At 66.9% G+C, this 13,945-nt stretch carries 10 protein-coding genes; 3 read left to right on the top strand and 7 right to left on the bottom strand.

The window, feature by feature from the left end; translation table 11 throughout:
* Positions 1-3: 3 nt before the first annotated feature.
* Entirely contained in the window at positions 4-3,993 is a 3,990-nt protein-coding gene (locus OG474_RS06585) for an RICIN domain-containing protein (protein ID WP_405061305.1), read from the top strand.
* Positions 3,994-4,042: 49 nt separating this feature from the next.
* On the opposite strand, the gene OG474_RS06580 is transcribed toward OG474_RS06585, so the two are convergent.
* From OG474_RS06580 to OG474_RS06550, 7 genes are all read right to left on the bottom strand, one after another.
* Positions 4,043-5,344, bottom strand: coding sequence for an alpha-L-fucosidase (locus OG474_RS06580; RefSeq protein ID WP_405061304.1), 1,302 nt, complete (start codon positions 5,342-5,344; stop codon positions 4,043-4,045).
* 88 nt (positions 5,345-5,432) lie between these two features.
* Positions 5,433-7,250, bottom strand: coding sequence for a GH39 family glycosyl hydrolase (locus OG474_RS06575; RefSeq protein ID WP_405061303.1), 1,818 nt, complete (start codon positions 7,248-7,250; stop codon positions 5,433-5,435).
* 63 nt (positions 7,251-7,313) lie between these two features.
* Positions 7,314-8,915, bottom strand: a complete 1,602-nt coding sequence (locus OG474_RS06570; RefSeq protein ID WP_405061302.1) for a glucoamylase family protein — start codon at positions 8,913-8,915, stop codon at positions 7,314-7,316.
* 11 nt (positions 8,916-8,926) lie between these two features.
* Positions 8,927-9,739, bottom strand: a complete 813-nt coding sequence (locus OG474_RS06565) for a carbohydrate ABC transporter permease (RefSeq protein WP_405061301.1) — start codon at positions 9,737-9,739, stop codon at positions 8,927-8,929.
* Positions 9,739-10,611, bottom strand: coding sequence for a carbohydrate ABC transporter permease (locus OG474_RS06560; protein WP_405061300.1), 873 nt, complete (start codon positions 10,609-10,611; stop codon positions 9,739-9,741). The genes OG474_RS06565 and OG474_RS06560 overlap by 1 nt, the downstream gene beginning before the upstream one ends.
* The gene (locus tag OG474_RS06555) at positions 10,611-11,894 is read right to left on the bottom strand and encodes a sugar ABC transporter substrate-binding protein (protein ID WP_405061299.1); all 1,284 of its coding nucleotides are present in this window, start codon (positions 11,892-11,894) and stop codon (positions 10,611-10,613) included. The genes OG474_RS06560 and OG474_RS06555 overlap by 1 nt, the downstream gene beginning before the upstream one ends.
* 22 nt (positions 11,895-11,916) lie before the next feature.
* On the bottom strand, positions 11,917-12,921 hold the full coding sequence (locus OG474_RS06550; RefSeq protein ID WP_405061298.1) for a LacI family DNA-binding transcriptional regulator: 1,005 nt from the start codon (positions 12,919-12,921) through the stop codon (positions 11,917-11,919).
* Between the two features lie 93 nt (positions 12,922-13,014).
* Between OG474_RS06550 and OG474_RS06545 the strand changes: the two genes are divergently transcribed.
* Together OG474_RS06545 and OG474_RS06540 are read left to right on the top strand one after the other, a co-directional pair.
* Positions 13,015-13,590, top strand: a complete 576-nt coding sequence (locus OG474_RS06545; protein ID WP_405061297.1) for a histidine phosphatase family protein — start codon at positions 13,015-13,017, stop codon at positions 13,588-13,590.
* Between the two features lie 95 nt (positions 13,591-13,685).
* The gene (locus tag OG474_RS06540; RefSeq protein ID WP_405061296.1) at positions 13,686-13,940 is read left to right on the top strand and encodes a hypothetical protein; all 255 of its coding nucleotides are present in this window, start codon (positions 13,686-13,688) and stop codon (positions 13,938-13,940) included.
* Positions 13,941-13,945: the final 5 nt, after the last annotated feature.

Below are 13,945 nucleotides of genomic sequence, written 5' to 3'. Positions count from 1 at the left end.
GCGATGACGAAACACCGGAGTTCACGGCGGCTGGCTGCTGCCTTGTCGGCAGGGATGCTGGCGTTGCCGTTGACTGCGGTAGCTGGTGCGGGTACGGCGGTTTCCGCCGTACCCGCCCCGGCGGGGCCGCAGCAGCGGGTGGAGCTCGAGCACCTGAAGAACGAGACCACGCAGGTGTTCCGGGAACCCTCGGGCCTGCACACGATGGAACAGTTCGCGTACCCGGTCCGGGCCCGGAAGGGCTCGGGCTGGGCGCCCATCGACACGAAGCTGAGCGTCCGGCCGGACGGTTCGGTCCAGCCGGGGGCGATCGTCACCGACCTCCGGCTGTCCGGCGGTGGCGACGACCAGCTCGTTGCCCTCGGCAAGGACGACAAACAGGTCCGGATGGGGTGGAAGGGGAAGCTGCCGAAGCCGGTGCTGGCCGGCGACACCGCGACCTACCCGGAGGTGCTGCCCGGAGTCGATCTGCGGGTGCGGGTCGAGGCCACCGGGTTCCAGCATCTGCTGGTGGTCAAGGACCGGGCTGCCGCGAGCAACCCGGCGCTCAAGCAGCTCCGGTTCCCGGTCACCGGCACCGGGCTGAAGCTGGCCACCAAGGCCGACGGTACGACGGTCGCGGCCGACGCGACCGGCAAGACGTTGTTCACGGCCGGCAAGGCGGTGATGTGGGACAGTCCGACGACCGCGAAGACCGCAGGCGCCGAGCCGAGGTCACAGCACGCCAGTATCCCGACCACCCGGTCGGGGAGCGAGCTGGTGATCACGCCGGACCAGAAGCTGCTCACGGCGGCCACGACGCGCTACCCGGTGACGATCGACCCGTCCTGGGCGGTCAACAACTACCTGTGGACGCATGTCAGCCTGGAGCATCCGGGGCAGTCCTACTGGGACTACGACCGGGCCGAGGGCGCCAAGGTCGGCAGGTCGTACGACAACGTCATCACCTACCGCTCGTTCTTCCAGTTCGGCACCGGCGACATCCGCGGTGCGAAGGTCACCAGTGCCCGGTTCGAGATCATGCTCGACCACAGCTCGTCCGGCGAGGCGAAGCCGGTCGACCTGTACTGGACGCACCCCATCAACCGGGACCAGGACGTCACCTGGGACAACACCGCCAACCACTGGCGGCAGTACCTGGGGACGGCGTACGGCAATGCCCGGACCAACGGTGGCCAGCCGGACATGCAGATGAACTGGGCGGGTGCCGCCAAGGACGGTGCGGCTCTGGTCACTCCGTTCCAGACCGCGGCGAACAACAACGACGGCACGGTCACCTTCGGGCTGCGGGCGCCGAACGAGTGGGACACCTTGCAGTGGAAGAGGTTCCACGGCGGCTCCGCGAGGATCGTTGTCTCTTACAACAACGCGCCGTACGCACCGGAGCGGGTGAATTTCAGCCGGGAGCGGCCGTGTGGGACGGCGGCGCGGCCGACGGTGGTCAGCTGGCCGTTGTCGGGCTACTCGTTCTCGGCGAAGGCGACCGACAAGGACGGTGACAACCTGGTCACCCGGCTGTCGATCAACCGAGCGTCGGACAACGCCTTGGTGCACCAGGTGGACTCCGCGTCGACGACCTCCGGGTCGGCCTTCGCGTGGCCCGCGATCGACCGGGCGAAGTTCGAGGACGGGCAGACCTACTACTACTCGGCCAAGAGCGATGACGGCGTCACCGATGACGACGTCGCGTACGGCGCGGCCACCCCGCCCTGCTACTTCAAGGTCGACGCGAAGAAGCCGGGGAAGGCGGTGCTGTCGTCGACCGACTTCCCGGACGGTGAAGCCGGCGTCCCGGCGCGGACGGTCGGTACCGTCACGCTGAAGCCGGCCGCGGGTGACACCGACGTGGCCGAGTACCTGTACGGCTTCCAGCCGGAGCGCGTGGTCAGCCGGATCAAGGCCGGGGCCGACGGGTCGGTGCAGATCCCGATGAGCGTGTTCCAGAAGGCTCCCGGCGTGGAGCCGGAGTCGAAGATCCTTTATGTGAAGGCGGTCGACGGCGCGAACAACGTCAGCGACGTCTCGTCGGTCTGGCAGCTCAGTGCCGAGCAACGCGACGAGTTGCCGGCCAAGAGCCGCAACGATGTGAACGGCGACGGCCGGGCCGACCTGTCCACCGTCCTCGACCAGGGCGACGGACGGACCGCGATCTGGAATGTCGTGACCAAACCGGACGGATCGACACACACCGGCCAGATGGCCTGGGACTCCGGTGCCAACGGCGGCTTTGCGATGTACCGGACCCGTCCGGTCCGTGGTGACTTCGACGGTGACGGCCGGACCGACGCCGTACTGTTCCGTGAGGAAGCAGGTCGCCGGATCGGCATGTACCGAGGCCTGTCCGCCGGTGAACGGTACAACTTCGAATCCGCACCGGTCTGGTACAGCGGTGCGAACGGCTGGCCGCTCAGTACGGCCCGGATCGTCTCGGGAGACGTGAACGGCGACGGCAAGAGCGACATCGTCGCCCAGCTGAACGTATCGGGGACAAGTTGGCGCACGCTGACCTTCCTCGGTCCCGCGCTCAGCACTCCGGTCGAGTGGCTGCAGACCGGCAGTCAGTGGTCCGGCAGCGCTCCGCTGCTGGCCGACGTCGACGGGGACAAGAAGGCCGACCTGGTGGACATGCAGAACCTCAACGGTTGCCGCACGGTGACGAGGTACTTCAAGTCCAGCGGTACGGCGTTCAGCGCGACTCCGGTCACCCTGCACGACTCGGGTGCCGGTGGGTACTGCTGGGAGCGCAGCAAGCCGCAGGTCGCGGACGTGAACGGTGACGGCAAGGACGACATCGTCGCGCTGTACGAGAACAGCGGCACGGACGCTTCGTTGAAGGTGTTCCGTTCGACCGGTACGGCGTACGCGCTGGCCGAATGGTGGCGCGATGCCACCGCGTTCGACCCGGCCAAGACCGCGCTGTCCATCGGTGACTTCACCGGTGACGGCAAGGAGGACGTCGGACTGTTCTACTCGACCGAAGGCGGTGGGCGGGAGACCTACACGCTCGCGTCGACCGGTACGTCGTTCGGGCCGGCGGTCGGCCGCTGGAAGGAGCCGCGGGTCGGTGCGAGCACCGGACCGAGCTTCGACATCGAGGAACGCACGTACGAGCTGGTGAACCGCAACAGCAGCCAGTGTCTGGACGTCTGGAACAACAGCCAGGTCGATGCCGAGCGGCTGGTCCAGCACGAGTGTCACGGTGGAATCAACCAGCGGTTCCGGGTGGCCCGGATCGCGGGCACGGACCAGTTCGAGATCCGGACGGCGCACTTCCAGGGCAACGTCAACGACGGACGCCCACGCTGTCTCGACGTCGAGAACATGCTGCAGGACGACGAGCGCAAGGTCCTGCAATGGCCGTGCATGGGAACGTCGAACCAGCAGTTGCTGATCGAGTACCTCGAAGGGAGCAGTTACGACACAGTGGTCCGGCTGAAGTTCGCGCACAGTGCGAAGTGCGCGTCGCCGTCGCAGGGCAGCACGACGCAGGACACCACGATCGTCCAGCGCACGTGTACGGCGGAGGCCAGCCAGCAGTGGATCCTGCGGGCCGGCTTCAACCCGGCACAGCCGACAGGCAAGCACCACATCCAGGCGTCGAACACCGCATTGGTGCTGGACGTCGAGAACTGCCTGCCGGACGCCAGGATGCGGATGTGGAACGTAGTGGCTGCCAGTCCGTGCCAGGGCTGGCAGCTGAAGCCCCTCGGTGACGACGTGTACAAGATCATCGAGCCGAGCACAGGCGAGGCGGTCGATGTGCCGGGCTGTACCGATGCCTTGGCGCAGACAGTCGTGACGATGCCGGAGAGCGACAGTACCTGTCAGCGCTGGCGGATCGAACCGGCCGTCAACGGGACCTGGTCGATCACCAGGGAGGCGAACGGTCTCTCCATGGACGTCGCCGGCTGCAGCACTGCAGCGGACGCCGGCCTGATCACCTGGCGGTACTGGAACGGTCCCTGTCAGCGCTGGAAGCTCAACCCGCTCTGACCCGTCAGGGGGCCGGTACGTCGTACCGGCCCCCTTGGCGTTGTCAGCTTCAGTTGAGGAAGAGCTCGATCACCGGGACGAGAACGTCCGGCTTCTGGGTGGGGAGGTCGAGGGTGAGGACGTCGGAGGCTGTGCCACCCATAGTTGTGTTCTGAGCCTGCTGCGCTGGATCATGGACGATGCGGGGGATTTCCGAGGCGTCGTTGAGCAGCTGGGCGTAATTGACCTTGCCGGACAGGCCGGGGAGGTGCACATGGCCCATCGGCCAGGAGAAGAAGTGCAGGTAGAGGCGGTCGCCGTTCTGCGTGTAGCGGCAGTCCGCCGGAGCCGTGTACTCAGACGGGCGTGCACCGCGGAAGGAGCGCTCGTGCAGCCGGGTCCACTCACCGATGGACGCCAGTGTGGCCAGTGCGCGCGGGTCGAACTCGCCACGAGCGGTGGGGCCGACGTTCAGCAGCAGGTTGCCGTCCTTGGAGACGGAGTCCACCAGCATCTTCACCAGGAGCTCCGGTGACTTCCAGTCCAGGTTGTCGCGGTCGTAGCCCCAGCTGCCGTTCAGAGTCTGACAGGCCTCCCAGAGCACCGGTACGCCGTCGCGCTCCATCGGTCCGTCCGGCTGGTACTGCTCCGGCGTGACGAAGTCACCAGGGATGTCCAGGCGGTCGTTGATCAGGATGCCGGGCTGCAGCTCGCGGACCATTGCCATCAGCTCGACCGAACGCCAGTCGTCGCGCCCCTTGCCGTGACCGTCCCGGCCGTCGTCGTAGTCGCGGCCCGGGTAGGAGAAGTCGAACCACATCAGGTCGATGTCGCCGTAGTTCGTCAGCAGCTCACGGGTCTGCGCGTGCAGGTAGTCGGCGTACACCTGGACGTCGCGGCCGGCCGCCTTCGCGATCGCCTCCTCGTCGTCCCGCTGCGGGTGCATCAGGTCGATCGGGAACTCAGGGTGATGCCAGTCGATCAGCGAGTGGTAGAAACCGACCCCGAGCCCCTCCTCCCGGCAGGCCTCGACGAACTGCTTCACCAGGTCCTTCCCGGCGCCCCAGGCCGTGTGCGCGACCGTGTAGTCCGACACCGCCGAGTCCCACAGGCAGAAGCCCTCATGGTGCTTGGTCGTCAGTACGGCGTACCGCATGCCGGCCTCGCGCGCCGCCCGGGCCCACTTCCGCGGGTCGTACAGGTCGGGCTCGAAGTGGTCGAAGTACGGCTGGTAGTCCTCGTCGGTCAGCCGCTCCCGGTTCTTCACCCACTCGTGGCGGGCGGGCAGGGCGTACAGGCCCCAGTGGACGAACAGGCCGAACCGCCAGGCGCGGAACCTCTCGATCGAGGCTGCGGGTGGACCATCGGGCATGTCAAAGCTCCTCAGGAAGTCGCGGTCATCCGATCTATAGTCGATCGTTTGGCCGCGACCCGCCAGAGTTTGTTATTAATTCACACCATTAAGTCCTAAAGATCCGATCTGTTGGGGTGAGCTCGATCAGCACGGCGTAGGGCATCGGCAGCGTCACCTCGACCGCGGACCCGGTCAGCTCCAGCGGCGTAGTGATCATCCGACTGCGCTCGGCGAGGTCGGTCAGCTGTGCGTCCGTCGGCCACTCGGTGATCCCGAGCTCGGCGGTCGCAGTGGCCAGATCGCCGGCGCCGACACCCAGAGTGGTCGCCGTGACCTGCCAGGACGGATCCACGCCGGGCAGCTCCACGTGGACCGTCCTGGTCAGTTCTGGGGCGCCGTCCGCCTTGGTCTGGTCCAGTGTGAGGTTCCAGAGCAGTACGGCGATCCTGTCGCGGTCCCGCGAGGCCCATGCCTCGATCAGACTGCCTCCGCCATCACCGCGCAGGGTCACGGGGAGTTCGACCGGGCCTAGCCGGCTCAGCAAGCTCAGTGCGTGGTAGCGCGGTTTCGGCAGGCCTCCGACAGTCCGCAGGCCGAATCCGCCGTGCAGGAAGCGCGGTGGTCGGCCCAGCTCCTCGAAATGGTCAGATGCGACCCAGTAGGCCAGTGCATCCACCCGCCCGGCTGCCGACCGCATGCCACGCAGCAAGAACACCCCGGCGAACACCGAGTCGTTGACCGGGTTGAAGTGCCGCGGCGTCACGCCCCACTCGGTCCAGAGGATCCGCGCGTCGCCGTACCCATGCCGTTCGAGTGACGCCCGTACGTCGAGCGGCGGCGAACCGTAGGTGTGCGTCGACACGAAATCGACCGGGGTGCCGTTGGCCCGGGCGTGCGCCAGCAGGTCGTCCACCCAACCAGCGGCCGCCGATGAGGGGCCGCCGACCTGGATCCGGTCGTCGACTGCTTTCACGGCCGCGGCGGTGACGTCGTACAGGTGGAGCCATTCGGCCTTGGTGCCGGACCAGAAGACCTCGAGGTTCGCCTCGTTCCACACCTCGAAGTCCCAGCCGAGTACCTCGTCGAGGCCGTAGCGGTCGACCAGGTGCGCGACGAGAGCGTGGATCAGGTCGTACCAGCGCTCGTACGACGCCGGCGGCGAGATGATCGCGCCGTACTCGAAGACGGTTTTGGTGGGGTCGCTCGCGAGTTCGCGCGGCATGAAGCCGAGCTCGACCACCGGCCGCAGCCCGATCGCGAGCAGCTTGTCGTAGATCGCGTCGACCACGGAGAAGTCGTACGACGCCCCGTCGATCACGTGCGTGTCGTCGTGGAAGATCGCATGGGCGCGGACCGTGCGGACCCCGAGCTCGTCGTGCATCCGGCGCAGCGCGTCCTCGAGCTCGACGCCGATCTCGTGACCGCCGGTGGTGTCGGTGCAGAGCAGCTGGCTGAGCCGCTCGCTGCCGATCATCGGTACCCACGGCCGCTGCAGCTCGATGCCCTCAGCAACCGTATCGACCGTCACCTCGACCCGTGGAACCGTGTCGTCGGCAACCAACGGCACGGCCCCGACGCTGTGACTCGGTCGGCCGTGCACGGTCACCTCCGGCGCGCTCGCAACCGCATAGTGATACGGAGTCCCCGGCGTACAGGTGGTGTCGACGTATGGCGGACCCGGAACCGACAGCACGTCACCACTGTGATGATCCACCGGCTCAGGCGGTCCGTGATCCCCGGTGGAACGGAGGATGAGGTAGCCGACCGCGCCCTCCACGGGCGACCAGTCGATCGTCACCTGGCCCACCCCGCCGGCCGCCGACACCTCCTTCGGCGGATCGAGGTCGGGGAAGGCGAACCCGCGCTCCTCGTCGCTGCGCACCGCGATCCGCGCGTCCCAGTCCGCTCTCACGTCGTCCTGCATCAGCTCTCCCACTCTTCGTAACGTCCGAAGAACCGAAGAGCGTGGTCTCCGGATCTTCGGACGTTAGCGGCTTTCGGATGATTCGAGGCCGGATTCGAAGCGTTCCTGGCCGATGACGGGGCGGATGCCGCGTTCGGCGCGGCGGTCGGCGAAGCTGCGGCGGATCAGGTCGTTGCCGAAGACGTTGCCAATGGCACCCATCACCATCGCCTGGTCCAGGGACAGGTAGCGCTTGGCGATCAGCCCGGACTTGACCGCGACCGCGTCGTAGAAGCCGCCGGCGCCGTACGCGTGTAGCTTCGTCTCGATCTTGTGCAGGTTCTCGATCGCCTGCCGCGGGGCGTACGACATCGCCAGGAAGGCGGCGTGCGGGGTCACGACACCATCGCCGTACGTCGGGGTCGGGTTGGTGCCTTCGCGGCAGCCCTCGAACCCCGCGTCGAAGTTCGTCCCCTCGAGGTCCGACGGGTAGCCGCCGGGATCCATGCCGATCGCCTCGACGCCGTACACGGAGTAGCCGCCCTTGGGGTTCGAGGCGGGGGAGAAGCCCCAGTACCCGTACTTCGCCTCGTCCAGGCCGTGCTCGATGTGCGCGCGGACCGTGAGCGGGTGGTTGATGCCCCAGCTCCGCGGCGCCCAGGTCGACTCCGGCACGAACAGGTCGGGCATCAGCGACTCGAACATGTCGCCGCCCCACGACGGCACGAGCCGCATCCCGCGGTATTCGTAGGTGCCCTCGAAGACGTCGAGGCCGAGATAGGTGCGGTGGACACCCTTCGGCTTCTGCTCGACCCAGGACCAGTCGCACGAGTCCGGGAAGGTCCGGTACGTCGCGAAGTACTGGGTGGCCGGGACCTGGCCGAGCGCGAACCCGACGTACCCGGCGATGCGTGCCTCGGTGTTGCAGGTGTCGTAGTGGAACTTGCGGTAGTACACGTCCGGGCCGCTGCCGGTGTGGTTGCCCTTCTCGGTCTCCTCGTCCGGAGGCGAGGTCTCGAAGAAGCCGCCGCGCATGAGACCGCCGGGGCGGGCTGCCGGGTTGTAGTAATAGGCGAAATTCATCTTGTCCAGCAGTTCGTCGGCAAGCCGCCGGGCGCGCGGCTCGGCGTTCCGGACGACCATCAGCGCACAGGCGAACCAGCCGTTGTCGACACTCGACACGAACGGCGTGATCGGCTTCGTGCCGTCCGGGTCGACGTGAAGGACCTCGCCCGTTGCCTCGTCGTACCAGTTGAAGAACATGCCGCTGGGCTGGTGATGGACGACGTTCTTCATGGTCGTCAGGGTCTGCGTGATCCGGCGCAGCGACTCCTGCGGCGAGATGATCCCGAGGTGCCTGGCAACCACCGTGCTCCACAGGTAGCCGCCGATGTTGGTAGGCGACGTGTACTTGCTCCGCACCGGGCTGGTGATCGACGCCCCGATGTTGTCCGCAGGCAACCCGGTCCGCTCATCCGTCATCGCCACGATGCTGCGCCAAGTATCCCGGGCCCACCGCCCCACAAGCGCCTTGTCAGCCCGGCTCGGACGCCAGCCGCCCCGCAGAAGCTCAGCAGGGGAAGCCCCGTTGGCGCCCACCCCTCCGTAGGCTCGGGCAGTACTCCCGAGCAATGCGGCGGATCCGGCGGCGGTCAGCAACGTGCGACGGTTGATGGTGGCGGTCATCAGCTTGCCTCCTACTTGAGTCCAGTGATGGCGATGCCCTTGGTGACGTGGCGCTGGAAGACCAGGAAGATCACCAGCACCGGTACGACGACCACGACCGCGCCGGCCATCAGCAGGCCGAAGTTCTGCGCGTTCTGGCCGGTCGAGTACAGCGCCAGGGCAACGGGAAGGGTGTACTTGTCCTCGGTCTGCGCGATCACCAGCGGCCAGAGGAAGTTGTTCCAGGAACCGAGGAACGTCAGGATGCCGAGCGTGGCCAGCGCCGGCCGGGTCAGCGGCACCATGATCCGGGTGAAGATCCCCAGCTCACCGGCACCGTCCACGCGCCCGGCATCCATCAGGTCGTCCGGCAGCCCGAGGAAGAACTGCCGCATCAGGAACACGCCGAACGGCGAGACCAGGAACGGCAGGATCAGACCGGGATAGCTGTTGGCCAGCCCGGCGTTGGTGACGAGCACGAACAGCGGCACGAACGTGACCATGCCCGGGACCATCAGCGTCGCCATCACCAGGACGAACAACGCGTTCCGGCCCTTGAAGCGCAGCTTGGCCAGCGCATAGCCGATCATCGAGCAGAACGTCAGGTTGCCGGCCGTCACAACCAGCGCGACCAGGCCCGAGTTCAGGAAGTAGCGCGGGAAGTGCGCCTTGCTGAACAGGGCTTCGTAGTTCTCGGTCGTCGCGTCCGCGGGCAACCAGGTCGGTGGGACGCGGAGCAGTTCACCCTGCGTCTTGAAACTGCCGAGCACCATCCACAGGAACGGCGCCGCGACCGCGATCAGCCCGAGTACGCCGATCAGGTAGATCCACCAGGTACGGCGCATCACTTCTCCCTCAGCAGCCGGAACTGGATGAACGTGACCACCGCGATGACGACGAACAGGAGATACGCCATCGACGTCGCGAGACCGTAGTTGCCGAAGCCGAACTGCTGGTACGTGTACATGGACACCGACATCGTGCTGTTCAGCGGACCACCCTGGGTCATCACGAACGGCTCCTCGAAGAACTGCAGATAGCCGATCCCGGTGGTCACGCTGGTGAACAGGATGGTTGGCCGGAGCAACGGAATGATCAGGTACCGGAACCGTTGCCACGAGCCCGCACCATCGAGCTGACCGGCCTCCTCGACCGACTGCGGAATCCCCTGCAGCCCGGCCAGGAAGATGATCATCGCCGACCCGAAGTTCCGCCAGACCGCCATCGCGATCAGTGACGGCATCGCCCAGGTCTTCGAGCCCAGCCAGTTCGGGCCGTCGATGCCGAACCACCCGAGGACCGTGTTCAGCAAGCCCGCATCCGGCGCCAGGACGAACCGCCAGATGACCGCGATCGCCACGATCGACGTGACCACCGGCAGGTAGTAGCCGACCTTGAACAACGCCTGGAACCGCTTCACCCCACGATCCAGCAGGACGGCGGCGGCCAGCGCGGCGACCAGGGTGAACGGCACCCCGATCACCACGAAGTACGCCGTGTTGAACGCCGCCTTGCGGAACGTCTCGTCCTGCAAGGCCTTCAGGTAGTTGCCGAAGCCAACGCCTTCCACCGCGAACGGCGTACGGAGATCGCGTTGCCGGATGTCGGTGAAGCTCATCCCGAGCGACCCGAGCACCGGTCCTGCCGTGAATGCCAGGAACAGCACCACAAAGGGCAGCACCAGCACCCAGGCGGCTGCGGTTTGCCTGCGCAGCATCAGCTACCGCCGGTGCCGATCTGGCTGGCCTTCGTCTGGATGGCCTTGGCCGTGTCGGCGGGGGACTGGTTGGCCTTCACCATCTTCTCGACCTCGGTGTCGAAGGCGACCGCGACCTGCTCCCAGTTGACGATGGCGGGCGGGGCCTTGGCGTCCTCGAGCTGCTTACCGAAGACGGGGAGCAGCGGGTCGTTCGCGATACTCGGGTCCTGCCAGGCGCTCTTCACGGCCGGCAGATCGGTGGAGATCTTGAACCAGGAGGCCTGCGTCTTCTCCTCGGACAGCCACTTGACCAGCTTCCAGGCGCTGTCCTTGTTCTTCGAGTTCTTGAAGACCACGAAGTTCGACCCACCGACGAACGAGGTGGAGGTCTTGTTCTTCGGTAGCTCGAAGACACCGATGTTGGGCTTGATCGCCGCACCACCGGCCTTCGCCACCGAGCCCGCCATCCACGGTCCGGAGATGAACATCGGCGCCGTACCGTTCACGAACTGCGCCTCGGTCTGGTTCGGCGGCAGGTCGGTGCCGGCGATCTTGTCGGTGAAGAAGCTCTGGAAGTACTGCAGCCCCTCCTGCATGGCGGGTGTGTCCAGCGTGAACGACTTCTGGTCGTCCCCGGTGATCTCGGCCCCGGCCGACCAGGCGAACGGCATCACCGTCTGCCAGGACCCGGTGCCGCCCGGCTGCAGATTGATCCCGTACTTCGCTCCGGCCTTGTCCTGCATGGCCTTCGCCATCGCCTTCAGCCCGGCCCAGTCGGTCGGCGGCGTGGTGATCCCGGCCTTCGCGGCCAGGTCCTTGCGGTAGTAGACCAGCCGCGTCTCGACGTACCAGGGCACGCCGTACTGGACGTTCTTGACCTTGGTGGTGTCGAGCGCACCGTCGAAGAACTTCGAGTTGTCGAAGCCCTGCGGCGTCGGATCGAGCGCGCCGAGATCGGCGAACTCACCCATCCACGTGCTCCCGACCATCGCGGCATCCGGCAGGCTCTGCGCGGTGATCGCGGTGGTGAACTTGTTGTGCGCGGCGTCCCAGGGGATCGGCGTGACCGTCACCTTGGCGCCGGGATTCGCCTGCTGGAACTGCTCCATCAGCTTGGGCAGGTTCTCGCCCTCGGTGCCCATCGCCCAGACGGTCAGGTCTCCGGTGGCGGGTCCGTCGCTCACGGTCGTGGTCGCCTGACCGCCCGCCTCAGGGGTGTCGGCCGACCGCCCGCATGCGGCCAGTGTCAGCGCGAGTGCGCAGCCGATCACCAGTCGGCGGCGAATGCTGTGGGTGAACATGGATTTGTCTCCTCACTCGGTACTACTGAATTGCCCCCGAGGTGCCGCAGCTGTCCCGTAGGACGAGCTCTGTGGCCAGTACGTCGTTCCGTGCGCGGGTCCGCTCCCCGGTCACCCGCTCGTGCAACCGCTGCGCCGCCAACCGCCCGAGCTCGGCCATCGGCTGCCGCACGGTGCTCAACCCCGGCGACACATACCGAGCCGCCATCACGTCGTCCCACCCCGTCACCACAACATCGCCTGGTACGTCGATTCCGGCGGCCCGCAAGGTGGTCAGCACCGCGAGCGCGAGCTCATCGTTCGCGCACACCAGCCCGTCCGGCGGCTGGTTGAGCACTCCCGCGGCGACCTCGCGCCCGGCCTCTTCCGTCAGTGGTACGCGCAACGGCTCCGGCGCCACCTCGCCCCGAACCTCGTGCGCCTTCGCGAATCCGGCGTACCGCTCCGAAACGTCGTACGAGCTGGCCGGATCACCGACGAAGGTGAGGCTTGTGCGACCGTGCTCCAGCAATCTGGTGGTCAGTTTTTGAGCGCTCGACGCACTCTCGGTGCGGACCGAATCGCACCCGGTCACCGGCGGATGCGCGACGAGCACCAGCGGTACGCCGGCCTTGCGCAGCTGCTGGATCGTGGGCAGCTCGAGAGCGTTGCCGTGGACAACGATCCCGTCGACCCGGCCGGCCAGGTCCCGCACTGTCCGGCGCGGATCCGCGTTGCCGTGCGTCACGGTCAGTACGACGCTTTGGCCGTGCTCGCCGGCCCAGCGCTCGTACCCCATCAGCAGATCACCGTAGAATGGACCGCTGAGATCGGGCAGCACCAGCCCGTGTGCCTCATGTCGTTGCACCGCAAGACTTCGCGCGGCCCGGAGCGGCACGTAGTTGAGCTCGGCCGCGGCCCGTCCCACCTGGTCCCGGGCCTTCTCCGAAACCGGTCCGGTCCCTTGCAGCACGCGCGAAACCGTCGCGATCGACAGCTTCGCGAGCGCCGCGACATCGTAGATCGTCGCGGGCCTGCCGGTCGCCATGGAACCTCCAGTGGAAGCGCTTACAGTTTCGATACCCTGCCGTGGATCGTTCAAACGGTCAAGGGCTCAGAGGCGGTCTGGCAGGATGAACACGTGACCACTGCGGAACGTAAGGACCGGCTCTTCCTGGTACGGCACGGAGAGACCGAATGGAGCAAGAACGGCAAGCACACCTCCGTCACCGACCTCCCGCTGACGCCCGAGGGTGAACGGATCGCCACCTCGCTCCGGGACCGGTTGGCCGGAGAGGACTTCGACCTCGTCCTCACCTCACCGCGCCAACGCGCCCGCCGTACCGCCGAACTTGCCGGCTTCCCGCAGGCCGAGGTCGACGAGGACCTCGCCGAGTGGAACTACGGCGACTACGAAGGCGTCACCACCGCGGACATCCGCAAAACTGTCCCTGGCTGGACGGTCTGGGCCAACCCCGTACCCAATGGCGAAACGGCCGCGCAGGTCGCCACCCGTCTGGACCACGTCGTAGCCCGCATCGCCGCCACCGACGGTGACACGCTCGTATTCGGCCACTCCCACGCGCTGCGAGCCCTCACCGCCCGCTGGCTGGAGCTGGACGTCACCGAAGGCCGCCATTTCGTGCTCGACACTGCCACCGTCTCGACCCTCGGCTGGGACCGCGGTTCCCCCGCGATCCTGCACTGGAACAGCTGATCCGGCTCCCCGCTCCGACCCCTTCCCAGCAATATCACTGTGTGTCACTCTGAGCCTGTGGTCACCCGTGATCACTTTCCTGTGGGGGGAACGAGATGGGCCTTTTCACGCGCAAGATCAAGCAGGGCAGCAATCTGACCGGGATGCCGACCGATCGGTTGCTGCGGGAGTACGCCGAGACCGCCGGTGGGACCGCGTTCGTCGCCGAGCAGAACGCCAAGGCGGAGTTCGCGACGCCGGAGAATCCGGTGGTGATGAACGCCGAACACTTCGCCTGGGCGATCAACGCGATGGTCATCCACCAGGAGATCGGCGCGGAGCTGGAGCGACGCGGTCTCAAGCCGCAGTAGCGGCA

The sequence above is a fragment of the Kribbella sp. NBC_01505 genome, from assembly GCF_045040285.1.
Lineage (GTDB): Bacteria > Actinomycetota > Actinomycetes > Propionibacteriales > Kribbellaceae > Kribbella.
This window is presented reverse-complemented; position numbering and strand designations above follow the sequence as displayed.

What these genes read in the sequence shown, in the direction of transcription:
- OG474_RS06585 (WP_405061305.1), top strand. Translation starts at nt 4, where the DNA reads ATGACGAAACACCGGAGTTCACGGCGGCTGGCTGCTGCCTTGTCGGCA.
- OG474_RS06580 (WP_405061304.1), bottom strand. Translation starts at nt 5,344, where the DNA reads ATGCCCGATGGTCCACCCGCAGCCTCGATCGAGAGGTTCCGCGCCTGG.
- OG474_RS06575 (WP_405061303.1), bottom strand. Translation starts at nt 7,250, where the DNA reads ATGCAGGACGACGTGAGAGCGGACTGGGACGCGCGGATCGCGGTGCGC.
- OG474_RS06570 (WP_405061302.1), bottom strand. Translation starts at nt 8,915, where the DNA reads ATGACCGCCACCATCAACCGTCGCACGTTGCTGACCGCCGCCGGATCC.
- OG474_RS06565 (WP_405061301.1), bottom strand. Translation starts at nt 9,739, where the DNA reads ATGCGCCGTACCTGGTGGATCTACCTGATCGGCGTACTCGGGCTGATC.
- OG474_RS06560 (WP_405061300.1), bottom strand. Translation starts at nt 10,611, where the DNA reads ATGCTGCGCAGGCAAACCGCAGCCGCCTGGGTGCTGGTGCTGCCCTTT.
- OG474_RS06555 (WP_405061299.1), bottom strand. Translation starts at nt 11,894, where the DNA reads ATGTTCACCCACAGCATTCGCCGCCGACTGGTGATCGGCTGCGCACTC.
- OG474_RS06550 (WP_405061298.1), bottom strand. Translation starts at nt 12,921, where the DNA reads ATGGCGACCGGCAGGCCCGCGACGATCTACGATGTCGCGGCGCTCGCG.
- OG474_RS06540 (WP_405061296.1), top strand. Translation starts at nt 13,686, where the DNA reads ATGGGCCTTTTCACGCGCAAGATCAAGCAGGGCAGCAATCTGACCGGG.